At 61.0% G+C, this 24,034-nt stretch carries 18 protein-coding genes; 8 read left to right on the top strand and 10 right to left on the bottom strand.

The genetic code is table 11. The features are described from left to right. Positions 1-81 precede the first annotated feature (81 nt). Both RGV33_RS20315 and RGV33_RS20310 read left to right on the top strand, forming a co-directional pair. Positions 82-1,122 carry a WD40/YVTN/BNR-like repeat-containing protein gene (locus RGV33_RS20315; RefSeq protein WP_322148710.1) on the top strand — a complete coding sequence of 347 codons (1,041 nt, stop codon included), beginning with the start codon at positions 82-84 and terminating at the stop codon, positions 1,120-1,122. Positions 1,123-1,137: 15 nt separating this feature from the next. Beyond that, positions 1,138-3,513 carry an RND family transporter gene (locus RGV33_RS20310; RefSeq protein WP_322145829.1) on the top strand — a complete coding sequence of 792 codons (2,376 nt, stop codon included), beginning with the start codon at positions 1,138-1,140 and terminating at the stop codon, positions 3,511-3,513. A gap of 46 nt (positions 3,514-3,559) precedes the next feature. Here the strand turns inward: RGV33_RS20310 and RGV33_RS20305 are convergent, their stop codons facing one another. After that, positions 3,560-8,266: a dermonecrotic toxin domain-containing protein gene (locus RGV33_RS20305; protein ID WP_322145828.1), complete on the bottom strand. Its 4,707-nt coding sequence runs from the start codon at positions 8,264-8,266 to the stop codon at positions 3,560-3,562. Positions 8,267-8,745: 479 nt separating this feature from the next. On the opposite strand from RGV33_RS20305, the gene RGV33_RS20300 reads away from it, so the two are divergent. The 3 genes from RGV33_RS20300 to RGV33_RS20290 all read left to right on the top strand — a co-directional run bounded on the left by RGV33_RS20300 (position 8,746) and on the right by RGV33_RS20290 (position 10,540). Continuing rightward, positions 8,746-9,042, top strand: coding sequence for a DUF5629 family protein (locus tag RGV33_RS20300; RefSeq protein WP_322145827.1), 297 nt, complete (start codon positions 8,746-8,748; stop codon positions 9,040-9,042). Continuing rightward, positions 9,029-10,204, top strand: a complete 1,176-nt coding sequence (locus RGV33_RS20295; RefSeq protein WP_322145826.1) for a lactonase family protein — start codon at positions 9,029-9,031, stop codon at positions 10,202-10,204. The genes RGV33_RS20300 and RGV33_RS20295 overlap by 14 nt, the downstream gene beginning before the upstream one ends. 156 nt (positions 10,205-10,360) lie before the next feature. Next, positions 10,361-10,540 (top strand): hypothetical protein, encoded by a 180-nt coding sequence (locus RGV33_RS20290; protein ID WP_003211212.1) that lies wholly within the window; start codon positions 10,361-10,363, stop codon positions 10,538-10,540. A 133-nt stretch (positions 10,541-10,673) separates the two neighbouring features. On the opposite strand, the gene RGV33_RS20285 is transcribed toward RGV33_RS20290, so the two are convergent. The 4 genes from RGV33_RS20285 to yegQ all read right to left on the bottom strand — a co-directional run bounded on the left by RGV33_RS20285 (position 10,674) and on the right by yegQ (position 17,804). Then, positions 10,674-11,267: a glutathione S-transferase gene (locus RGV33_RS20285; protein WP_322145825.1), complete on the bottom strand. Its 594-nt coding sequence runs from the start codon at positions 11,265-11,267 to the stop codon at positions 10,674-10,676. Further along, a complete protein-coding gene (locus tag RGV33_RS20280; protein ID WP_322145824.1) occupies positions 11,264-14,902 on the bottom strand; it encodes an SbcC/MukB-like Walker B domain-containing protein in 3,639 nt (1,212 codons plus the stop codon). The genes RGV33_RS20285 and RGV33_RS20280 overlap by 4 nt, the downstream gene beginning before the upstream one ends. Further along, a complete protein-coding gene (locus tag RGV33_RS20275) occupies positions 14,899-16,140 on the bottom strand; it encodes an exonuclease SbcCD subunit D C-terminal domain-containing protein (protein ID WP_322145823.1) in 1,242 nt (413 codons plus the stop codon). Before RGV33_RS20275 ends, RGV33_RS20280 begins: the two co-directional genes overlap by 4 nt. A 344-nt stretch (positions 16,141-16,484) precedes the next feature. Further along, positions 16,485-17,804 carry a tRNA 5-hydroxyuridine modification protein YegQ gene (gene yegQ / locus RGV33_RS20270; protein WP_322145822.1) on the bottom strand — a complete coding sequence of 440 codons (1,320 nt, stop codon included), beginning with the start codon at positions 17,802-17,804 and terminating at the stop codon, positions 16,485-16,487. 150 nt (positions 17,805-17,954) lie between these two features. Between yegQ and RGV33_RS20265 the strand changes: the two genes are divergently transcribed. Next, entirely contained in the window at positions 17,955-19,016 is a 1,062-nt protein-coding gene (locus RGV33_RS20265) for an AI-2E family transporter (protein ID WP_322145821.1), read from the top strand. Here RGV33_RS20265 and RGV33_RS20260 read toward each other — a convergent pair. From RGV33_RS20260 to RGV33_RS20250, 3 genes are all read right to left on the bottom strand, one after another. Continuing rightward, a complete protein-coding gene (locus RGV33_RS20260; protein ID WP_322145820.1) occupies positions 19,013-19,192 on the bottom strand; it encodes a hypothetical protein in 180 nt (59 codons plus the stop codon). The genes RGV33_RS20265 and RGV33_RS20260 overlap by 4 nt on opposite strands. A gap of 103 nt (positions 19,193-19,295) precedes the next feature. Continuing rightward, entirely contained in the window at positions 19,296-19,490 is a 195-nt protein-coding gene (locus RGV33_RS20255) for a hypothetical protein (RefSeq protein ID WP_322145819.1), read from the bottom strand. 233 nt (positions 19,491-19,723) lie between these two features. Beyond that, positions 19,724-20,077, bottom strand: coding sequence for a hypothetical protein (locus RGV33_RS20250; protein WP_088423277.1), 354 nt, complete (start codon positions 20,075-20,077; stop codon positions 19,724-19,726). Between the two features lie 241 nt (positions 20,078-20,318). On the opposite strand from RGV33_RS20250, the gene RGV33_RS20245 reads away from it, so the two are divergent. Then, positions 20,319-21,137 carry a shikimate 5-dehydrogenase gene (locus tag RGV33_RS20245; protein ID WP_322145818.1) on the top strand — a complete coding sequence of 273 codons (819 nt, stop codon included), beginning with the start codon at positions 20,319-20,321 and terminating at the stop codon, positions 21,135-21,137. Between the two features lie 150 nt (positions 21,138-21,287). Here the strand turns inward: RGV33_RS20245 and RGV33_RS20240 are convergent, their stop codons facing one another. Further along, positions 21,288-21,935 carry a YceH family protein gene (locus tag RGV33_RS20240; RefSeq protein WP_322145817.1) on the bottom strand — a complete coding sequence of 216 codons (648 nt, stop codon included), beginning with the start codon at positions 21,933-21,935 and terminating at the stop codon, positions 21,288-21,290. 126 nt (positions 21,936-22,061) lie between these two features. Here RGV33_RS20240 and RGV33_RS20235 point away from each other — a divergent pair, with 126 nt between their 5' ends. Then, positions 22,062-22,571, top strand: a complete 510-nt coding sequence (locus RGV33_RS20235; RefSeq protein WP_003211233.1) for a DUF1993 domain-containing protein — start codon at positions 22,062-22,064, stop codon at positions 22,569-22,571. Between the two features lie 70 nt (positions 22,572-22,641). On the opposite strand, the gene sstT is transcribed toward RGV33_RS20235, so the two are convergent. Beyond that, the gene (gene sstT, locus RGV33_RS20230; RefSeq protein WP_322145816.1) at positions 22,642-23,862 is read right to left on the bottom strand and encodes a serine/threonine transporter SstT; all 1,221 of its coding nucleotides are present in this window, start codon (positions 23,860-23,862) and stop codon (positions 22,642-22,644) included. Positions 23,863-24,034: the final 172 nt, after the last annotated feature.

Below are 24,034 nucleotides of genomic sequence, written 5' to 3'. Positions count from 1 at the left end.
TAGATTGCAGGTTTCAGGGCTCCGCACGGCAAGACGACCTAACAATAATAAATGGGAGAAAGGTCTATGAGTGAGCCTGTCATGGGTGTGGTGTTTTACCGCCCGAAGGCCACGCGCAGGGTCGCATTGCTGGCCACAGCGCTCTCGTTGCTGGGCGTTGTCGCGTTGTCGACACCTGCCCACGCCGCCACTGAAACCACCGGCGCAGCGGTGTTTGCCATTGATTCCCCCAAGGCCGCCAAAAGCCTGATGATCGACGTGGTGCACGCAGGCAAGCGCCTGGTCACGGTCGGTGATCGCGGGCACATCCTCTATTCCGACGACCAGGGCGCCACCTGGACTCAAGCCAAAGTCCCCACCCGGCAACTGCTGACGGCGGTGTTTTTCGCCGATGACAAACACGGCTGGGCGGTGGGCCATGACGCACAGATCCTCGCCACCACCGATGGCGGCGAGACCTGGGCCCAACAATTCCAGGACCTGAAACGCGAAGCACCGCTGCTCGACGTCTGGTTCAAGGACGCCAGCAACGGTTTTGCCGTGGGCGCCTACGGTGCGCTGATCGAAACCACCGACGGCGGCAAGACCTGGGATGACGTCAGCGACCGTCTGGACAACGAAGACCAGTTCCACCTCAACGCCATCGCCGAGGTGAAAGACGCCGGGCTGTTTATCGTCGGCGAGCAGGGCAGCATGTTCCGCTCCCACGACGAGGGCCAAACCTGGGAAAAACTCGAAGGCCCCTACGAGGGTTCGCTGTTTGGTGTGATCGGTACCGCCCAGCCCCAAACCCTGTTGGCGTACGGTCTGCGCGGCAACCTGTTTCGCTCCACCGATTTTGGCAGCACCTGGGAGCCGGTCGAGTTGAACGCCACCCGCGGCGCGCTGGAGTTCGGCTTGTCGGGGGCGACCCTGCTGGACGACGGCTCCATCGTGGTGGTGGGCAACGGCGGCAGCGTGGTGGTCAGCCACGACGACGGGCTGACCTTCAGCGTATTCAATCGCCCGGACCGTATTTCGCTGTCGGCGGTCACGGCGGCGGGCAACGGCAACTTGATTCTGGTGGGGCAGGGTGGCGTACGCGTCGCAACGCCGACCGGTGCCGAGCCGATAAAACAATAAGAAGGCGGGGACACCATGAGCAGTCATCACAACGACAAGGCCACGTTTCTCGAGCGCCTGATTTTCAATAACCGCCCGGCAGTGATCATCATCTGCCTGGTGGTGAGTATTTTCCTGTTCTGGCAGGCGACGTTGATTCGCCCGTCCACCAGTTTCGAAAAAATGATCCCCTTAAAGCACCCCTTCATCGAAAAGATGATGGAGCACCGCAACGACCTGGCGAACCTGGGCAACACGGTGCGCATCTCGGTGGAAGCCAAGGACGGTGACATCTTTACCAAGGAGTACATGGAGACCCTGCGTCAGATCAACGACGAGGTGTTTTACATTTCCGGCGTTGACCGCTCCGGGCTCAAGTCCTTGTGGAGCCCCAGCGTACGCTGGACTGAAGTTACCGAAGAAGGCTTTGCCGGCGGTGAAGTGATCCCGCAGAGCTACAACGGCTCGCCGGAAAGCCTCGATCAGTTGCGCAACAACGTACTCAAGTCCGGGCAAGTCGGGCGGTTGGTGGCCAACGATTTCAAGTCGAGCATCGTCGACATTCCGCTGCTGGAGTCCTACCCGGACCCGCAAGACCAGGGCAAGCTGCTGGCCCTGGATTACCGCAAGTTTTCCCATGAACTCGAAGACAAGATCCGCGACAAGTTCGAGGCACAGAACCCCAACGTCAAGATCCACATCGTCGGCTTTGCCAAGAAGGTCGGCGACCTGATCGACGGCCTGGTGATGGTGGTGCTGTTCTTTGGCATCGCGTTCGTCATCACCCTGGTGCTGCTGCTGTGGTTCACCAACTGCCTGCGCAGCACCATCGCGGTGTTGAGCACCACGCTGGTGGCGGTTATCTGGCAACTGGGGCTGATGCATGCCCTGGGGTTCGGGCTGGATCCCTACTCGATGCTGGTGCCGTTCCTGATCTTCGCCATCGGTATTTCCCACGGCGTGCAGAAGATCAACGGGATCGCCCTGCAATCCAGTGATGCCGACAACGCCCTGACTGCCGCCCGGCGCACCTTTCGCCAGTTGTTCCTGCCGGGAATGATCGCGATCCTCGCCGATGCGGTCGGTTTTATCACCCTGCTGATCATCGATATCGGCGTGATCCGCGAACTGGCGATCGGCGCCTCGGTGGGTGTAGCGGTCATCGTGTTCACCAACCTGATCCTGCTGCCGGTGGCGATCTCCTATGTGGGTATCAGCAAGCGCGCCATCGCCAAAAGCAAAAAGGACGCGCACCGCGAACACCCGTTCTGGCGCCTGCTGTCGAAGTTCGCCAGCCCCAAAGTCGCGCCGGTGTCGATTGCCCTGGCATTGGTCGCCTTCGGTGGCGGCCTGTGGTACAGCCAGAACCTGAAGATCGGCGACCTCGACCAGGGCGCGCCGGAGCTGCGCCCGGACTCACGCTACAACAAGGACAACAACTTCATCATCAACAACTATTCCACCAGTTCCGACGTGCTGGTGGTGATGGTCAAGACCCCGCCCGAAGGCTGCTCGCGTTATGAGGCCATGGCACCCATCGACCAGTTGATGTGGAAGATGCAGAACACCGAGGGTGTGCAGTCGGCCATCTCGCTGGTGACCGTGTCCAAGCAGATGATCAAGGGCATGAACGAGGGCAACCTGAAATGGGAAACCCTGTCGCGCAACCCGGATGTGCTGAACAACTCCATCGCCCGCGCCGATGGCCTGTACAACAACAATTGCTCCCTGGCGCCGGTGCTGGTGTTCCTCAATGACCACAAGGCCGAAACCCTCGACCGTGCGGTGCATGCAGTGCAGGACTTCGCCAGGGAAAACAACAGGGACGGCCTGGAATTCATCCTCGCCGCGGGTAACGCCGGGATCGAAGCGGCCACCAACGAGGTGATCAAGGAGTCCGAGCTGACCATCCTGATCCTGGTGTACCTGTGCGTGGCCACCATGTGCATGATCACCTTCCGCTCGTGGGCAGCGACCCTGTGCATTGTGCTGCCGCTGGTGCTGACCTCGGTGCTGGGCAACGCGCTGATGGCGTTCATGGGCATCGGCGTCAAGGTCGCGACCTTGCCGGTGGTGGCGCTGGGCGTGGGGATTGGCGTGGACTACGGCATTTACATCTACAGCCGCCTGGAGAGTTTCCTGCGCGCCGGTTTGCCGTTGCAGGAAGCCTACTACCAGACGCTCAAGTCTACCGGCAAAGCCGTGCTGTTCACCGGCCTGTGCCTGGCGATCGGCGTGTGCACCTGGATCTTCTCGGCCATCAAGTTCCAGGCCGACATGGGCCTGATGCTGACCTTCATGCTGCTGTGGAACATGTTCGGCGCGTTGTGGCTGTTGCCGGCGCTGGCGCGCTTCCTGATCAAGCCCGAGAAACTGGCGGGGCAAAAGGGCAATTCGTTGTTCGCCCACTAAGCCTTGCGCTTTAACAAAGCCGCACAGTGTGCGGCTTTTTTTGGCGTCAGAGTTTCAGAAACAGCTTCTCATCGAGTGGCGATCCAATACGCGCCCGAGTGATTTGCTCGACCACCCGGTTGTTGCCGGCTTCGGCAATCAAGTCCTTCTGGGTCTTGGTGCGCTGGGACGGGATTTTCAGATGGGCCGCCGTATAGAGATTGCGTGGCGAGCCTTTGGCCGGGTAGTGAAAGTGGGCATACCACAGCACCTCACCCTGGTCTTTTTTGCGCACCGCATACTCGGTAAACACGTCGCCGCTTTTGGTCGCAATATCCCGGCGTAACAGGTTTATGTCGACAAACCCGTGCTGCCATAGAAAATCGACGTTTGCGGGTTTGGGTGGCAATGCCATGTAACCGTCGGCGCAATGCTGGCGGGCGTTTTTGCGCATCTCGCCAACGGCACTGTTCCACTGCTTGACCAGTTCAGTGGCCTCTGGGTCGGTGCCATGTTCGGCGGCGGTTCGTTGTGCCATGCGTTCGAGCCTTTCGGCCTGGGCTTCGAGCATGTCGTTCCAGTCCAGCGGGTTGAGGCTTTCCCTGCGCAATGGGTCCTCAAGCTTTTTTTTCTGGAACAAAATCGAGCGCTCGATCGAGGCGCCTTCGTCCATCAGCCGTTGGCCGTCTGACCTGTAGGATGCCAGGGGTTTGGGGGAGGGCGTAGCCGGGGCTCTGGGTACCGGTTGAGCGGGGACGATCTTTACCCATTCACCCTCTGTGGGGTGTTCGCTGTAACTGGCAATGGGGCGCCCGGTTTGTGCGTCAAGTACGTCGATGATAGGGTGCGATTCCCCGGCTTGGGGGCGCCGCAGGCTGCCAATCAAGGTTTCTTTATCTCGGGTGTTGAACACCCGTTGGTTGGCCGGTTTACGCTGTTTTTCGGCATGCTTCGCCACGGCGGGGCTCAACGATTGCTCCTCTCCCATCACCTCGGCCAGTTGCGTCCGGGCATCGTTGATGACGTCGTTGAGGCGATCCGCAAGGGCCTGGCGGTATTCATCGCGAAAGAATGCGGGGTTTTCCTCGTGCAGCGAGGTCATATCGCTCAAGGACCGTTGGTATTTGTCGATCACCGTCTGCAAGGTAGCCTTGCGCTCCGCCAGGGTATAGCCGCTGTATTGCTGCTGTTCCAGAAAGGCGCTGGAGACCGATTTGAGGTCGTTGTCTTTGAAGCGCTGCAAAAAAAACATCTCGGAGGGTTCGGTACTGCGATTCATTCGGTTAAGAGCGAGTTCCTTGAGATGTGACAGCACCCCCAGCCTCATCTTCAGAACGGTAAAGGCGGGGGGCCAGGCCTTCTGGGTTTTCAGGTGCTCCTCGGCTTTTTTGTTGCCGTACGCGGAGTCGTTTTTCCATTTTTCGAGGGCGGTCTGCGTGGCTTGCGCCGCTTCACACAGCTTTTCACGGTCGTGGTAGCCACGCTTCAAGGTTTCCTGCAATTCGTCATAGGCCAGCCTGTTGCCCGTCCCCGCGTCGCGCAGTACTTGTCCTATGGGGGCACCGCCAACGCCGAAGGTATTACTGTCATTGACCAGGCCGATGCGCAGGCTTTCGATATCGCGGTAAATCGTGAACATGCCCTGATAGTCAATGGAGCGCTGGCGTTTGTTTTCCGAGGTGTCGTCCCAGCCGCCGAGTTTTCTCGGGTTCAGGGTCTCGACCTGTTCCTGGAGGGCGGCGCAGGCGGTGTTGGTTTCTTCCTCCAGCTTTATGAGGCTTTTCTCCAGGTCAGCTTTCAGCTTATTGGTGGCCTCTAGTTGGGTTTTAATTTGCTCGGTGAGCTGCCCTCGTTGCTCGTCCAGGTTGTTCTCTGTCCAGAGCTCATGGAGTTTCTTGCGAGCGCTGTGATAGTCGGTGTTGATTTCGAGCGTCTGATGCTTGATTGCATCGCGCGCGACGAATACCGGCAAGTTAGCGTCAGCGCGCGCACTGTGCTGGGCCTGCATCTCTCGCTCGACCTGCGCATTCTTTTTCAGCCGGGCGGCGATACTTTTGGCGTTACCGGCCCCGCCTCTCAATTTGGGCCGGGTATCAAAACTCCAATGGCCTTGCGCGTCATGGATCAGTGGCGGCCCGGTACGTGCCTTGTGGTTTGCATCAATGATGAACACGCCATCCAGGTCACTGGCGGCGCGAAACCAATGGCCATCAACCTGCGCATACAACCTCTCATGGACCCGGTACAGGCCCCTTTGCGGGCCTTCGGCAATCGCAGCTCCAACACCGGACGGGGCGGGCACTTTGAACGAATCAATTTGCGCGTGCTCCCCAGGTGTCAATGCCCGTGGGCTGGAGAAGGAAAAATCCAGCGCGGTGCTGTGGTTACCAATCACGCCAGGGGCGTCCGGGGCCGGGCTTTGGCGGGCCATGGCACGCGGTGGCGCCGGTTCAGCGTTGGGTTGGCGTAGCGCCGGGCCTGCGGGGCGCGCCGTCTCCTCGAATTTTTCCATGGGCGTGGTCGAACCGGACGTATCGGCATGGGCCAACAACAAGGCGACATTGACCAGAAGGTCGACCGTTGCCGCCGAGGCGTCCTGGTTATCCAGGTTGGTCAGCTTCTTGATGTCCTCTTCGGTATTGGCCAACTGCACCAGCCAGCCCGCCATCGCACCCGGCCCCCGCAGAACAGGGAGCACGGTGTTGAACAACAGCCAGCCAAGCTCCTTGTAGGAGGCCCAGCGGCTTTGCGTGTCGGACACTGACTGCCCTTGCGCGAGGTCAACCAGGCTACGGGCATTGGCGTTGAACAGATGCTCCATCAACCGGCCGTCGTGCAGGTCACGGGCCAGGGTCTTTGCTGGCGCATAGCCGTCCGTGGCCAGTGCCGTGGGCGCCGGTGTATCGGGGGCGTCGAACTCATTTGAGCGGTAGTAATGAGCAATATTCGGAATGTTGAAACCACCATTGCCATACACCGCACGTGTACGGTCGTCGGGTAGCCAGGCCAGTATGCTTTGCTGCAGCGGGCCGGGTTGTTGCACCGCCTCCAGCAGGGCCTGGCGGGTGGCAAATTCCTGCAGCGCAGGCGCCAGCATGGGCCGGTAGAGCAGGTGCGGGCCGTTGGCCGCGTTTTGGGGTTCAATCACAAACATGTTGGTGACCACATCGGGAGTTGCCCCCGGCTTGCGTAAAAACGCCAGGGGCCGCATGACGATAGGGTGGCCATCGACGGTTTTCTCGCCGACACCGGGTTTGAGCACGGCTTCAAGGTGCTGGTAGCCACGCGCACTGATACCGGCTGCGCCCTTGAGCTTGAGCTCCAGGGCTTGCATCGACAACTGGATGGGCACTTGTTCGGCGAACAGGGTGCTGCGCTCGCGGGCGGTGGGCGTGTCATCGAGCAACTGGCGTTGAAGCAAGGCCGGGTACGTTGTACCGATGTCGACCTGGGTAATGATCTGCTTGAGCTGTTGTGGCAGGGCGGCGTCGCGCAGCAGTTGGCCGTGGTGGCGCACCTCCATCTCGCCCTTGGGCAGCCCGGCGAGATTACGCAAGGCCATGTCGGTCAGGCTCATGGGCACCCGTTCGATATAGCCGCTGCCCAAGTCACCCACCGGCACCTTGAAGGTGACCTGTACCTGGTCGGCCTGCAAACCCAGGGGCTGCAGCAAGGGTTGCAGTTGTTGCCGGGTAAATCCACGGATGTCGGGAATGTCGGTGAGGAAGGTGCGCCCCTGGTTGCGTTGCACACTGCTTGCCAGCTCCAGCGTGCGGGTGCTGTAGGCGAGGCGTTCTGCCGGGGTGGCCCGGCCCATCCAGGTGGGGAGTTTCTCGCGCATCTGCTCAAGCGTGCCCACTGGCGGAGTATAGGCATCGGTAAACCAGGGGGCCGGATTGCTCGCCCGGGCAAAGGCCTGCTCCAGCTCGTTGAGGGTGCCCTTGCCGGGCACTGCAATGGACGTTAGGTTCTCCAACTGCCAATTGAGCAATAGTGCCGCCTGGGTATCGAACACATTTCCCTGGGGTTCCTGGCGTTTCCAGCTCAAGGCCTCGAACACATAGGCCTGCTCCAGTCGCTTGCCCCATGCCTTGCCGAAGTCTTCCAGAGAAGCATAGGGCGTGATGACGCCCGCCGCAGTTGCATGCAGCACCCGGGTCTGGCCATCGATTTGCCGGGTAATCAGCAGGTCCGGACTGAGCATGGTGGAGGTACTGCCGGAGTGCGTCAGGGTGGAGTCGAGCACGAATACGCTGGCGGCATCTTTACCCTTGGCGCGCTGGCGTTGGGTGCTGTCGGGCCAGGTCACGATCTGGTCGAGGGTGTCCTGGTGCGCGTCGGTAAGCCCCGGCTGAGTCAGCGCTGCGGTGCGCAAGGTGTTGCTGAGGGTGTTGCTGAGTCCGAGCCAGCGGCTGCCGGTTTCACCCGTGCCCGGCTCGCTCCAATAGCGGGTGAGGGCTTGCTGGAATGCGGGCTTGAGTAGTTCGCGAAGGCTGCGTATCGCCAGTTCGACGGCCTGCTTTTGCGGGTCGCTCAAGGGCGGGTCGAAGGTCGCGTCGTTGAAATCCAGTTCGTCACGGTCAATTAGGTGATGCAGGGCCACTTCCAGCAGTGGGGTCGGCCGTTGTTGCGCCGAGGTATCTGCGGCCGCTCGCGACAGCGAGGTGTGTGCCAGGTCCAGTTGCAGGGTGGGCAATAGCTGTTTGATCGCCTCATCCAGTACCTGCGAGACCACCGACCGGACCGTGGGACGTGTCGCAAAGCGTACGTTCACCCCTTGGGCCGTCGTCTGCGCGGGCGTCGGCACTGGCGGGGCCGGCGAGCGGGGCAGGGGCAGGGGACGCGCAGGGGGTGGCCCCGGGGAAGGAGCAGAGTTCAGCGGGGCGGGTTCAAGCGGTCGGGTGACGGTCTGGAAAGCACGTGGGGCTCTGCTGCTGGAAATCATGGAAACGCCTCCTTACTGATGTGGAACCCTCGCGGGGTGCACCGCGAAAGTGCTGGAAAAAATACGTCAGCAGGCTTTGGGTTTCTTGGGGAATACGTTGGCAACTGTTTCGCGGCGGGCTCCTGCCGCTGTTCATGGCGCTGTCACCGCCGAGCGAATTTATGGCCGGATGTGAACGATGGTATTTGCCATCAACCGGCCAATGCCTGTACGCACGGGTGATATCGCAATGCCGCCTCTGATGGCGGCTTAGGCCGATGCAACGATTTGACCTATCATGAGGTCTTTCCTCTTGATGATTGATGGTTATGACTGCCGACACCGCTACCTTGCTCGACGCGTTTAAAGACTGCCAGATGGTCGAAATCGATGGCCTGCATACCTTTGATTTCAGCCTGGATGACCAGAAGTTACTGATCAGCTGCATGGACGGTCGCGCCGAGAAGCGCTGGAATTTCAGCCTGGAGCAGGTCAAGGCAGCGACCTTTGATCAAACCCTGCAAAGCTGGACCCTTACCGGTGACTCGGGCGAACACCGCCTGGTCTGCATGAGCGGCGTCACCGGCAACAATAATGACGAGGATGAAGCGGATGATGATGCGTAAATTCTGGCCCCTGCTGATGGCCGGCAGTGTAGGCGCGATGTCGGTCCAGGCCGCGCCGGTGGATACCTTTGAATTGCTGGTGGGCAGCTACACCGCTGGCTCCAGTGAAGGCATCTACCGTTTGCAGTTCGACAGCCGCACCGGGCAGTTCAGCGGCCAGCCGGTGCTCGCCGCCAAGGCGGCCAACCCGTCGTGGCTGACCCTGTCCAAAGACCAGAAGCACCTGTTTGTGGTGAATGAAAACGGCCCGGGCCAAAAAGACCCGGTGGGGCGCGTGAGCAGCTACAGCATCGACCCGAAAAACCATCAGTTGACGCTGATCAACCAGGTGCAGAGCCTGGGCAATGAGCCGACCTATTCCAGCCTGGCCGGCGACGGGCGCTACTTGTTCGTGGCCAACTATTCTGTGCTGGAAGATCCAGGCGGAAGCCTCGCGGTTTTGCCGGTAGACGCTGAAGGCAAGCTGTCGCCGCCGGTGCAGTTGAGCGGGCACCCGGCCAGCCGGGTCAACCCTGAGCGCCAGGCGTCCAACCATGTGCATTCGGTGGTGTCTTCGCCAGACGGCAAATACGTGTTTGTGCAGGACCTGGGGGCAGACAAGATCTTCGCCTACCACTACGACCCCAAGGCCAACCATGAACTGCCGCTGACCCCGGCCGACCCTGCGTTTGTGCAATTGCCACCGGGCAGCGGCCCGCGGCACTTGCTGTTCACCGCAGACGGCAAGCACGCCTGGCTGACCACCGAGATGAGCGCGCAAGTGGCGGTGTTCGATTACAACGACGGTAAGCTGACCCAGAAGCAACTGGTCAACTTTGCAGATGGCCAACCTGTCTCCGACAAGGCCGGCGCCGCGCTGCATACCTCAAGCGACGGCAAGTTCCTCTACGTGAGCAACCGTGGCACCGCCAACCAGATGCTGGTGTTTGCCATCGACCCGGCCACCGCGCAGTTGAAAGAGATCCAGCGCCGCTCAGTGGAAGGTGATCATCCCCGCGAGTTCGCCCTCGACCCAAGCGGCAAGTTCCTGCTGATCGCCAACCAGAAGAGCAACCAGATTGTGGTCGTGGAGCGCGACCCCAAGACCGGCCTTTTGGGCAAAACCACGCAGAAACTGGCGATTGATGCCCCCAGCGACCTCAAGTTCCTGGCGCGACAATAAGCCACAGGCCCCGCACAGCGGGGCCTGACCTCTTGTATTAATCGTATTGATAGCGGCTAGTGTTTCAATGAATTTCTAAGGCTAACCCCTCGGGCGTAAGTTTGGTTCCAAGGCCAACACAGGCCACTCAGCCAACCGAACACAAGGGTTACCGACATGAACTTCAATCTCTTCTCGATCATCGCCGCTTCCGCTGTTTCCGCCACTGTTGCGTTGCCAGCCAGCGCCAGCGTTGAGATCAGCAGCAAAAAAACCAGCACCAGCGCCTACACCCAGAAATACCTGCAACAAAGCGCCAACTTCTACGCAGCGCTGGACCACAAAATCCAGAACTGAGCGCAATACTCTTTAAGAGCAGGCTTGTTGTGGCGAGGGAGCTTGCTCCCGCTGGACTGCGCAGCAGTCCCATTTTTTGGGTCGCTTCGCAACCCAGCGGGAGCAAGCTCCCTCGCCACAACAAGCTCTGACCTCAGGTTTTTGCCATCACCGCGACAAACAACGACGAATCCAGAAACCGCTGCAACCAGTCCTGCAACCGCGGATACGGCGCCTGGGCAAACCACTCCCGATCCACGTGCGCAAATTGCCGCACAAACGGTGCGAGTGCCACATCCGCCAGGCTCAAATGCCCGGCCAGCAAATACTCCCGCCCCGCCAGCAATCCCTCCAGCTTCAACAAAAATACTTCACCCTCGGCCCGATAATGTTCCATCGGCTGCTGCGGATAACGCTCGGCATACTTGTATCGATTCAATTGATATTTGAAGGCCTGATCGTTTTCTTCAATCAGCGCCTGCGCCGCCGCCTCATCCTCCAGCAACCAACCCTCGGGATCATTCTGAGCCAAGGCCCAGCGCATGATCGCCAGGCTCTCATCGATTACCCGACCGTCCACACTCAGCACCGGTACCGTGCCCTTGGGCGACAGCGCCAACATCTCAACCGGCTTGGCCTTGAGGCTGACCTCGACGATCTGCACCGCCACCTGCGAATACCGCAGGGCCATCCGCGCCCGCATCGCATACGGGCAGCGCCGGAACGAATACAACACCCCCTGGCTCACTTGACCTCCAGGGTGCTCAAGCCATTGCCCTGGCGCTTGACCTGGATCTGCACCGGAATCCGCTCGTGCATTTCCTGCACGTGGGAAATCACCGCCACCTTGCGGCCCTGGGCCTGCAAGCCGTCGAGGGCGTCCATCGCCAGTTGCAGCGATTCAGGGTCGAGGCTGCCAAAGCCTTCGTCGATAAACAGCGACTCGATCTTCAATGTGCTGGACGCCATCGACGCCAGGCCCAAGGCCAGGGCCAACGACACCAGGAAGGTCTCGCCACCGGACAACGAATGCACCGAGCGCAATTCGTCGCCCATCTCTGTGTCGAGCACCAGCAGGCCGAGCATGCTGCCACCGCGCTTGAGGCGGTAGCGGCGCACCAGTTGGCGCAGTTGCACGTTGGCGTGGTGCACCAGCAGGTCGAGGTTGTAGGCCTGGGCGATCTTGCGGAAGGTATCGCCGGTGGCTGAACCAATCAGGGCATTGAGGCGGGCCCAGCGCTGCCATTCCTCGTAGGCCTTGGCGATCTGTGTTGCCAACGCCTGGTTGGCGTCCTGGCGTCGTTGGTCGTCAGCCTGCTGGGCGCGCAGTTCGGCGCAGTGTTTTTCGCCAATCGCCAGTGCGGTATTGAGTTCGGCCAAGGCATTGTCCAACTGCCCGGCGTCGAGGTTGCCGTTGTGCAGCGCCTGGTGATCCTTGAGCCGCTGTTCGCGTTCTTGCAGCAGCACCTTGGCCTGTTCGACGGCTTTTTCGCTGTGTTGCAGTTGCTGGCGCAACTCGGCCACCTGCGGCTCATCGAAGCCCACCAGGCGCGCCAGGCCTTCGTCATCAAGTTCGGGGTGCAAGGCGCGCCAGTCGCTGAGGCGCGTAGTGAGGGCCAGGTGCTCGGTGTCCAGGGACTGTTGGCGCTCGTGCAGCGACTTAAGGTCCGCAGCCAATTGGGTCAGCTGGTTGCGGGTGTCCTGCAACTGCTGGTTGGCCTCGCTCTCATGCTGTCGAGCCTGCTCGACGGCCTGGTCCAGTTGCTGCTGCCAGTGTTCGGCGCTGGGGTTTGCGCCCAGCAGGCCGGCGAGTTTTTCTTCGGCGGCGTGTTGCAGGGCGCTGTGTTCGGCGAGCTGTTTTTGCAAGCTCTCCAACTGCTGTTGGCGATGCTGCTGGCGGTCCTGTTCTTTCTCGATGGCTTGCTGGCGCTGCAGCTGTTCGGCCAGTTCTTCGTTTTGGTTATCGAGTTGCTCCAGGCGCTGGCTGACCTGTTGGTCGAGCACCATGAAGGTCGCTGCCGGCTCGCTGCGCAGGCCGTCCAGGGTCTCGCTCGGCAACAGGCTGGCGAAGGCATGCAGTTCTTCGTCCAGGCGTTCGCGGTCGTTGGACAGCTCCCGTTGCTGGTCGATCAGCAATTGACGCGCCTGTTGGCTGGCGTCCTGGGCAGCTTGCAGCTGTTGCTGCATACGCCCGGCGTTTTGTTGCAGGTTGAGCAGGGCGCCCTGGCGTTGCTCATCCTGGGTGAGGCTTTGACTGAGCTGGCTCAGTTGCTGGGCGAGCCAGGCATCGCGTTTGGTGGCGTCCTGGTTAAACAGCGAAGCTGACAGTGGGTGGGCTTCAAGGCTTGGCACCAAGGCCTGCAACTGGCTGGCGAGCTGCTCCTGCTGTTGCAGGAATTCCTTTTGCTGGGCGATCAGGCCGCCCACTTCGCCGCGCAGCTCGGTGAGTTTTTCCTTGAGCACATCGACGGCTTGCTGGGCGTTGGCCTCTTCGCTTTCGTCGTGCCGGGTCAGGCTTTGCAGCATGGCTTCGGGCTGGTGATACGGGTGCTCGACGCTGCCGCACACCGGGCAGGGTTGATCGTCCTGAAGCTGGCCGCGCAATTCCTCGACGCTGGCACTGCGGGCCAGGCGCTGGCGTTCCAGCAGTTGCTTGGTGACGGCCAGGGTCTGTTCGGCGACAGTCAGCTCGGCCTTGGCTTGCAGGCCGCTCTGGTTCAACAGCTCTCGTTGTTGCTGGGCGAGGGTCTGTTTTTGCGTCAGGGCCTGGCTTTGGCTGTCCAGTTGCTGATGGCTGCCCCACAGCCGCGCCAGGTCTTCAAACGCGCGATGTTGCTTGCGATTGTCCTGGAGCAGGCTGCCGAGCAATTGGATCTGTTCGGCCACCGCATGGGGCTCGGCGCCGGCTTCGTGGTACAGCAGGTCCAGGGCCTCACGTTGTGCGGTCCATTTTTCAGCGAGGCGGGTGCTGCGTTCTTCCAGTTGCGGCAGTTCTTCAGTGCCTTTTTTAAGGCGACCGCCGATCACCATCAACTGCTGCAGACGCTCGCGCTGGTAGGTCCATGCCTCACTTAACGGCGCGAGGGCGGCGCTACGTTCAAGCTCTGCGGCCAGCCTATTCAGGCGTTCAGCGACAATTTTCTGCTTGTCGAGCAAGCCGGTCAGCGCCGCCTGGCCTTCCACACAGGCGGTTTCGCCCAGCTGTTTTTCTTCGCTGCGTTTAGTCAGCTCACGGGTCAAGTGGGCGAGGGTGGTTTGCTCTTCGAAGGCCTGGCGCAGCAGGGGCACGGCGTCGGTTTGTTGCTGCTGTGCCCGGGCGAGGGCGGCGTGCACCTCAGTCTGCTGCTGCTGCAGTTGCGTCTGGCGGGTGTGCTGCGCGGCTTGTTGCTCAAGGTGCTGCTGGATCTGCGCAGCGAGCGGCTGCAGGTGCGTCGTCAGTTCAGCCTGGCGGGCAAAGTGATGGCGTTGCGGCGCCAGTTGTTCCAGGCGGCTGAGGTCCAGGCGTTGCGGGCCCTGGCTTTGCCAGTGGTGCTGGGCTTGTTGCAGTTGCTCGACCGCGCCTTGTTGGCGTTCCTGCCATTCGCGCAGTTCCTTGAGCCAGGTGTGCTGCAGCTCAAGTTGCTTGAGTTGCGCCTGCTGGGTCTTGAGTTGCAACTGCGCGGCGGCAAGCTGTTCGTCCAGCTCGGCGCGGGCTTCAGGGGCCAGCGGGGTAACGCCGGTGGCCTGGTCTTGCAGGTGTTTGTGGGCGTCCCGGGCGTCCTTGGCCTTGTCGAACGCGCGGCGGCCGAGTTGGGTATACAGCGCGGTGTCGGTGAGCTTTTCCAGCAGTTCGCTGCGCTCGTTGTCGTTGGCCTTGAGGAACGCGCTGAACTCGCTTTGCGCCAGCAGCACGGCGCGGGTGAACTGCTCGAAGTTCAGGCCCAGGGCCAGTTCCAGTTGGGTCTTGTATTCGGTTTTCTGGCTGGCCAGCAGTTGCTCGCTGTCCAGGTCGATCAGGCTTTGGCGGCTGGCTTGCAGCTTGCCACTGGCCTTGTCCCGGGCGCGGTTGGCTTCCCAACGGGCGCGGTAGCGACGGCCGCTGACGCCGACAAAATCCACTTCAGCATAACCGCCCCCGGTGCCCCGGCGGATCAGGGTGCGCGGGTCGCCGATGGAAATGTCGGTGTCGGCATCCGGCATCTTCGCCTGGCCGGTATCGCCCAGGCGCGGCACGGCGCCAAACAGGGCCAGGCACAGCGCATCGAGCAGGGTACTTTTACCGGCGCCGGTCGGCCCGGTAATCGCGAACAACCCGGCACTGGCGAGGGGCTCGGCGGTAAAGTCGATTTCAAACGGCCCGGCCAGGGACGCGAGGTTTTTCAGGCGAATGGCGAGGATCTTCATGGCTGTTCGTCCTCCTGTTGCACTTCCTGGAGCAGCACGGCGAAGTCCTTCAAGGTCTGTTCGTCCACGTCACTGCCGTAGCTTTCCTGCCAGGCGCGGCTGAACAGTTCCTGGGGTGTGAGCTGGTCGAGTTCGATCAGGCGGTCTTGCTGGCTGTCTTCGCGGCTGCCGCTGCCGGCGTATTCCGCCGCGATGCGTACCAGGCGCACGGCCTTGCCTTGCAGGGCGTTTTCCACTTGCTGGCGCAGGTCGGGTTGCGGCTCGTCAAGGCGCACGCGCACTTCGAGCCAGGGTTGGCGCTGGGTTTCGGCCAGCAGGTCGATGTCGGGCAGGTCGGCCAGTTGCTTGAGGATGTCGGCCAGGGGCGCGGCGTCCAGACGTTGCAGGTTGACCGAGCGCGGGATAAGTCGGGATTCGACGCTGACCAGGGTTTCGCCGTCCAGTTGCACGTCGAGGATCTGGTGCTGGTAGCCGATTTCCGAAAACGACAGCGGAATCGGCGAGCCGCAGTAGCGTATACGCTCCTCGCCATTTACCCGCTGGGGTTTGTGCAAATGGCCGAGGGCCACATAGCTGACGCTGGCATCAAACAGGCTGGCGGGCAGCGCCTCGGCATTGCCGATGATCAGGCTGCGCTCGGAGTCTTCCGACACCGAGCCGCCGGCCATATGGGCATGGCTGATGGCAATCAGCGCCTGGCCCGGCTGGCGCTTGGCATTGGCGGCGGCGATCAGCCATTCGTGAACCTGGCCGATGCCCCGCAGGTAATCGTCGCCCAGTTGCGCGCCGGTCACTTCGGCCGGGCGCAGGAAGGGCAGGGCCAGGCACCAGCCGGCGATTTCACCGTCGGCACCGGGCAATGGAATCAGCAGGCGCTCGACGTCCAGTTGCCCGTCATCCAGCCACAACACCCGGCCCAGAGCGTGGGTGCGCAGGCGGCGCATCAACGGCGCTGGCAGTTCGATGCGCGAGCCGGAATCGTGGTTGCCGGCGATCATCACGATGGTCAGCCCGGGATTTTGCTCGTGGGCGCTGATGATGAAGTCGTACAGCCGCTCCTGGGCCTTCAGCGGCGGGTTGACCGTGTCGAAGATATCGCCGGCGATCAGCAGCACATCAGGGCGGTGCAGGCCCAACTGGCCCAGCAGCCAGTCGAGGAAGCAGGCGTGTTCGAAGTCGCGTTCCTGGCCGTGCAGGTTTTGCCCAAGGTGCCAGTCGGAGGTGTGAAACAGACGCAAGGCGATCTCCGTAAAAAAGAGGGTGACCGCTCAAGACAAGGTGGCGGTACGCAGAACCGCCAATTCTACTGTGCTAATGAGCCTATTGCGCGCATGCCCTGCTTTTGTGATGAGGAAGTTTTTGTGGAAAAACGCGCTTTTGTGGCGAGGGAGCTTGCTCCCGCTGGGCTGCGAAGCGGCCCTGATCTGGCTGATGCGGTTTGTCAGAAAGAATCGCATTGCCTGTTTTGGGGCCGCTTCGCAGCCCAGCGGGAGCAAGCTCCCTCGCCACAGCAAGCTCCCTCGCCAGAGCAATCTCCTCGCCACAGCAAGCGCCCTCAACATAATCAGGGTGTTTGGCGACGTTAAACGTCGCGCATCAGAAGGCCAAAGCGCAGGTCCATTTCTGCCGGAATCGGCACATACACCGTATGCCCGTCACCCGGCGCGACCTCGATCGCCTCGCCCTTGGCGTTGTGCAGCGTGGCCAGGTCAAAGTGAAAATTTCCCGCCGGGGTCATCAGTTCCAGGTGGTTGCCCACCGCAAAACGGTTCTTCACCTTGACCTCGGCCAAGTGGCCGCGCCGCTCACCGGTCAGCTCGCCCACGAACTGCTGGCGTTCGGACACTGAGCTGCCGTTCTGGTAGTTCTGGTATTCATCGTGCACGTGCCGGCGCAGGAACCCTTCGGTGTAGCCGCGCTGGGCCAGGGATTCGAGGTTGGTCATCAAGCCTCGGTCAAAGTCGCGTCCGGCCACCGCGTCGTCAATCGCCTGGCGATACACCTGGGTGGTACGGGCGCAATAAAAGTGGGATTTGGTGCGGCCCTCGATCTTCAGCGAATGCACGCCCATGCGTGCCAGCCGCTCGACGTGCTGCACCGCCCGCAGGTCCTTGGCGTTCATGATGTAGGTGCCGTGCTCGTCCTCGAAGGCGGGCATCTGTTCGTCGGGCCGGTTGGCCTCCTGCAACAAGAACACCTGGTCGGTGGGGGCGCCGAGGCCCAGCGTCGGCTCGGGCGCGTATTGCTGCACGATGTCGCCGACGGCGTTCTCCACCGCAGGCGTGGCCTGGTATTTCCAGCGGCAGGCGTTGGTGCAGGAACCCTGGTTGGCATCGCGCTTGTTCATGTAGCCCGAGAGCAGGCAGCGCCCGGAATACGCCATGCACAGCGCGCCGTGCACAAACACTTCCAGCTCCATGGCGGGCACTTGCTGGCGAATCTCGTCGATCTCTTCCAGCGACAGCTCCCGCGACAGGATGATCCGGCAGATGCCCTGGGACTGCCAGAATTCCACGCTGGCCCAGTTCACCGTATTGGCCTGCACCGACAGGTGGATCGGCATGTGCGGGAAGTGCCGGCGCACCAGCATGATCAGGCCCGGGTCGGACATGATCAGCGCATCCGGGCCCATGGCGATCACCGGGGCGAGGTCCTTGAGGAAGGTTTTCAGCTTGGCATTGTGCGGCGCGATGTTGACCACCACATAGAAACGCTTGCCCTGGGCCTGGGCTTCCTGGATACCCAGGGCGAGGTTGGTGTGGTCAAACTCGTTATTGCGCACCCGCAGGCTGTAGCGCGGTTGCCCGGCGTAGACGGCGTCGGCGCCGTAGGCAAAGGCATAACGCATGTTTTTCAGGGTGCCAGCGGGGGCGAGCAGTTCGGGGGCGATAACGGGGGGCATGGGCTCGGGTCGCAAAAGGGCGGCAGGTTAGCCGGGCCAGCCGCAGGGTTTATTGATTCAGGTCTAATAAATAGGGCACTCGCAGGATTTGCAGCGGACTAACCATCAGGGTGCACACGAGTGTCCTGCGTTTTTTTGAGATGGATCGGAATGAATCAAACCAACCTGCAATTCAAAACCCTGCTGTTGCTGCTCGCCCTGGTGACTATCGCGTTTATCTGGATTTTGCTGCCGTTCTACGGCGCGGTGTTCTGGGCGGTGATCCTGGGGATCATTTTTGCGCCGATGCAACGGCGCTTCCAGCAACGTTTTGGCTGGAACCGCAACCTCACCTCATTGGCGACCCTGACGGTGTGCCTGGTAATCGCCATTTTGCCGGTGATCATCACCAGCGCCTTGCTGGTGCAGGAAGGGGCCACGCTTTACAAGAACGTCGAGAGCGGCAAACTCGACGTGGCCGGGTACATCGAGCAGTTCAAGAACTTTCTGCCGCCATATTTCCAGCACCTGCTGGACCGCTTTGGCATGGGCAACCTGGAAGGCCTGCGCGAGAAAATCGTCAAGAGCGCGATGCAGGGCAGCCAGTTTTTTGCGAGCCAGGCGTTCAGCTTTGGCCAGGGCACGTTTGATTTTTTGGTGAGTTTTTTCATCATGCTGTACTTGCTGTTTTTCCTGCTGCGCGACGGCCCCGAGTTGGTGCGCAAGGTCCGCACCGCGGTGCCGCTGGCCGAACCGCAAAAGCGTCGCCTGCAACTCAAGTTCAACCGGGTGGTGCGGGCCACGGTCAAGGGCAACGTATTGGTAGCGATCACCCAAGGCGCGTTGGGTGGCTTGATCTTCTGGTTCCTGGACATTCCCAGTGCGTTGCTCTGGGCGGTGTTGATGGCGTTTCTGTCGTTGCTGCCAGCGGTGGGCGCGGGGATTGTGTGGGGGCCGGTGGCGGCGTATTTTTTGTTGAGCGGGTCAATCTGGCAAGGCGTGGTGCTGGGGTTGTTCGGGGTGTTTGTGATCGGGCTGGTGGATAACGTGCTGCGGCCGATCCTGGTGGGCAAGGACACCCGGATGCCCGATTACCTGATTCTGATCTCGACCCTGGGAGGCTTGTCGATCTTTGGCCTGAACGGTTTTGTCATCGGGCCGCTGATTGCGGCGCTGTTCATGTCCAGTTGGGCGCTGTTTGTCGAAACCAAACCACGGGTGCAACTGCCTTAGGCATGAAAACAATGCGCCATCTTCCGCGACAGGGCCTGGGCGGCCGGCAACGAGGTAAGTGGACCGCTGATGGCCTCGCCATCGCGTACCAGGTACCAGCAGGCGAGCAAACCCAGTTCCCGCAGTGAGGCGGGCACGGCACTGCCGATGACGGACATGATTTGAATAGTGGGCATGACGACCTCCAATACGCTATGGAGGTGACAGTATGGTGTGGAGGTTTTAAGGGGAAATTAACCTGCGTGATAGTCGACATCACTGCTATCGAGTAGCGCGTCGTCAGTCGACTACCTGGTCGAGCATATGCACCACTTCCTGTTCGCTGATCAAGCCCTTGCGCACCAGGTTTTCCGTCAGCAGGGACAGGAATTTGGCGTTGCGGTGACCTTCCAGGGCCTTGAGCTCGGTCAGTACGCTATAGACCTTGCTTGAGGTGCACAGGCCGGCGGTGCGGTGGGGGTTTTGCGTGGGCATGGGCAATCGTCCTTTTTGTTATTGGCTGGACAGTGTCGATAGTGGAAGCCTTTTGAGACACAAACATGACAGCGCAAGCCGTGGTCGGGCAAGTGCCAATTGAGCTTAATGATGTGGGATTTGGCCACGGCCATTGTCCTTATAACGACACTGGCAAGATTTATTCAGACCTGCTGGCCCAAAAAAAGGCCCCGCTTTTAGGGCGGAGCCTGTTCAGGTGTATCAGTTCGTGCTTACCAGCCGCGACCGTAATAACCGTGTGGAGGGCCGTAGTAGCCGCGCGGTGGGCCGTAATAGACCGGCGCCGGGCGGTAATAAACCTGTTGTTGCACATACACCGGCGGTGGCGGTGCGTAGTACACCGGCGGCGGAGCGGCATACACCGGCTGCGGCTGGACATACACCGGCTGTTGCACATAAACCGGCTGCTGCTGGTTGGCGACAATCGAGCCGCCTACCACTGCACCGACAATGGCGCCCAGTGCAAGCGGAGCACCCCAACCACCACCGTGGGCGGAGGCTTGTCCTGCTATAGCGAGTGCGCCGATAAGCAAGGCGATCTTGGGGATTTTACGAATCATGGTCATTCCTCGGTTAGCCCCTGCGCTTGTGGTCTGCAATCAATAGACTCAAGGATTGTCGCGGGGATACTTTTAAGACAGCGTATTTCTAAAAAACAGCACAGCCGATAGGTAAAGGTTGTGTAAGGTCTGTATCGGCTGGCTTACACAAGCGGCTGGGCACAGTGCGTATGATCCACGACAACCCGCAGGCGCGGGTATTCCGTCTATCCGAAACCGCCTCTGGAAGGGCTTCAAGGAGTTACCGATGCAGATGAACCCCAACAAGGACACCCAATTGTGCATGTCACTGTCGGCGCGCCCCGGGAACTTTGGCCTGCGCTTTCATAACCATCTGTACGAGCAGTTGGGGCTGAATTTCTACTATAAGGCGTTCAGCAGCCAGGACTTGACCGGCGCCGTGGGGGGTATTCGTGCGTTGGGCATTCGTGGGTGTGGCGTGTCGATGCCGTTCAAGGAGGCCTGTATAGCCCTGGTGGATGAGCTGGATGATTCGGCGCGGGCCATTGCGTCGATCAATACCATCGTCAACACCGACGGGCATCTGAAGGCATACAACACTGACTATATCGCTATCGAGCAACTGCTGAAGAAGCACCAAGTGCCCAAGGACTCGACCTTCGCCCTGCGCGGCAGCGGCGGCATGGGCAAGGCGGTGGCCAGTGCCTTGCGTGATGGCGGTTACGCCAATGGCGTGATCGTGGCGCGCAATGAAGTGGCGGGCCAGGCGCTGGCCCAGAGCCTGGGGTATGAGTGGCAGGCGCAGCTGGGGGCTTTGCGCCCGCAGATGTTGATCAACGTGACGCCGGTTGGCATGACGGGCGGGGCGCAGGCGGACGAGTTGGCGTTTGACGCCGACGCCATTGATTCGGCCGAGATCGTGTTCGATGTGGTGGCCATTCCCTCGGAAACCCCACTGATCCTGCGCGGCCGCGCCCAGGGCAAGCGGGTAATTACCGGTTTGGAAGTGATCGCCATCCAGGCGCTGGAGCAGTTTGTGCTGTACACCGGTGTGCGGCCGACGGATGAGCAGTTCCAGGCGGCGGTGGCGTTTGCTCGAAGCTGAACATCACCGCTGACTGTGTGGCGAGGGAGCTTGCTGTGGTGAGGGAGCTTGCTGTGGCGAGGGAGCTTGCTCCCGCTGGAGTGCGTAGCGCTCCCATTTTCTTGGGGCTGCTGCGCAACCCAGCGGGAGCAAGCTCCCTCGCCACGCACATTACTCAAGACGGGAAAGGCGCTCTTCCAACGCCGCAATCCGCGCCTCCAGCTCTTCGATACGCTCCAGTGAAACGCCACCTCCCGCACCACGCTCCACCGGATTGCCACGCGCCGCCAGGATCGCTTCAATATCCGCCGGGTCGCCCAGGGCGTGCATGTACCGATCTTCACGCTGCCCCGACTGACGCGGCACCAACAACGCCAGCCCTCGGGCTATCAGGCGTTCCAGTTGATGCACCACCTGCTCGGCGTCTTCAAAGTCGTGCATGCGCCCGCTGCGGGTCAGCAGTTCGTTGACCGTCTGCGGGCCTCGCAGAAACAGCAGGCCGCTGAGAATTACCTGGGCCGGCACCAACTCCAGCGCCTTGTCCACCCGATGCTCCCAGCGGTCGGCGCGGCTGCCCATCACCAGCCGGGTAAAACCGCGACCTTCCAGGGCCCGCAGGCTCTGGCCGACCTGGCCCTGGCTGAGGTTCATCACCGGCTCGCGGCTGGTTTTCTGGTTGCAGGCAATCACCAGCGCGTTAAGGGTCAACGGGTAGGTTTCGGGGCTGGTGGCCTGTTTTTCGATCAGGCAGCCAAGGATGCGGATTTCCGTGCTGTTCAGGCGCGGTTCTTCAGAAGTCGTGTCGTGCTCGGTGGTCATCGCGCTTTCCCTAATGCAGTGAGCCCACTAGCCTAATCCTGAAAAAATAAAAGACAAGCGGCGCCGGCTGCCGGCATGTCTATAATCGCCGCTGTTTCAAACCCTGCCACAACTGTCGAGACTGTCATGACTATTTCCCTGTACGCCGCTTCCCTCCCGGTCTTCAAGCAAATGCTCAACGCCCTGAGCGATGTGCTGAACAAGGCCGAAGCCCACGCCACCGCCAAGAACATCGACCCGAACGCCTTCCTGCAAGCGCGCCTGTACCCGGACATGTTCCCGCTGGTGCGCCAGGTGCAGATCGCTGTCGACTTCGCCAAAGGCGTTTCTGCCCGCCTGGCTGAGATCGAAGTACCGAAATACGACGATACAGAAGTCACCTTCGCTGACCTGCAAGCGCTGATCGCCAAGGTCCTGGCGTTTATCGACACCATCACCCCGGCCCAGGTCGACGGTAAAGAAGGCATCGAAATCATCACCCGCCCTGGCACTCCGAAAGAGAAGCGCTTCAGCGGCCAGTCGTACCTGTTGAGCTACGGCTTGCCGCAGTTCTTCTTCCACGTCACCACCGCTTACGCCCTGCTGCGCCACAACGGCGTGGAAGTGGGCAAGCGCGACTACATGGGCGCGTTCTAAGCCTTTGTAATAAAAAAGCCCGGGGCGGTTCATTGAAGAATCGCCCCGGGCTTTTTTGTGCGCGCAAGGTTTACGCGGCTTGTTGTTCCTTGCCCAGGCACGCGGCAGCGGTGAACAACACGTCGGTGGACGAGTTCAGCGCGGTTTCCGCCGAGTCCTGCAGTACGCCGATGATGAAGCCAACAGCCACCACCTGCATGGCGATTTCGCTGGGAATACCGAACAGGCTGCACGCCAGCGGGATCAACAGCAGCGAACCCCCGGCAACGCCCGACGCCCCACAGGCGCACACCGCGGCGACCACGCTCAACAGCACGGCAGTGGGGATGTCCACGGCAATGCCCAGAGTGTGCACGGCGGCCAGGGTCAACACAGTGATGGTAATGGCAGCGCCAGCCATATTGATGGTGGCGCCCAGCGGGATCGATACCGCATAGGTGTCTTCATGCAGGCCCAGGCGCTTACTCAGCGCCAGGTTGACCGGGATGTTAGCCGCCGAACTGCGGGTGAAAAACGCGGTGATGCCGCTTTCACGAAGGCACATCAGCACCAGCGGGTAAGGGTTGCGACGCAGTTTCCAGAACACGATGGCCGGGTTGATCACCAGTGCCACGAACAGCATGCAGCCAATCAACACCAGCAACAGGTGCGCGTAGCCCAGCAAGGCGCCGAAGCCGGAGGTGGCGAGGGTCGAGGCCACCAGGCCGAAGATCCCCAGGGGCGCGAAGCGGATCACCATGCGTACGATCAGCGTGACGCCGTTGGACAAGTCGCCCAGCACGGTGCGGGTGGTGTCGCTGGCGTGGCGAATCGCTATGCCCATGCCGATGGCCCAGGCGAGAATGCCGATGAAATTGGCGTTCATCAGCGCACTGACCGGGTTGTCCACCACGCTGAGCAACAAGCTTTGCAACACTTCGCCGATGCCGCCGGGCGCGCTGACGGCTATGTCGTGAGTGGCCAGCACCAGTGAGGAGGGGAACAGCGTGCTGGCGATCACCGCGACCACGGCAGCAGCAAAGGTACCCAGCAGGTACAGGAACAGGATCGGCCGGATATGGGTTTCCTGGCCGTGCTTGTGGCTGGCAATCGAAGCCATTACCAGCACAAACACCAGGATCGGCGCGACGGCCTTGAGCGCCGAGACGAAAACCTTGCCGATAAATCCGCTGGCTTGCGCAACGTCGGGTAACAACAGGGCCAGCACGATACCAGCGATCAGGCCGATGACGATTTGGGTGACCAGGCTGATAGACATCAGCCGTTGAAAGAGAGAAGGGGCAGCAGTCATAAAAGAGTTGTCTCTGGTTTTTTCTAATTAGATGCAGCTAAGGCAGCGTGAATCTGGCAGGGGCGAAGTCTAGCATCTGTAGGAAACGTCTTATTCGGGTGCGGCGTTGCGTCGCCACGAAGGGACACATTCTGTTAACATTGCCCATCCTCTTATTTCTTCTCTATCAGCG

This window comes from Pseudomonas sp. Bout1, from assembly GCF_034314165.1.
Classification (GTDB): Bacteria; Pseudomonadota; Gammaproteobacteria; order Pseudomonadales; family Pseudomonadaceae; genus Aquipseudomonas.
This window is presented reverse-complemented; position numbering and strand designations above follow the sequence as displayed.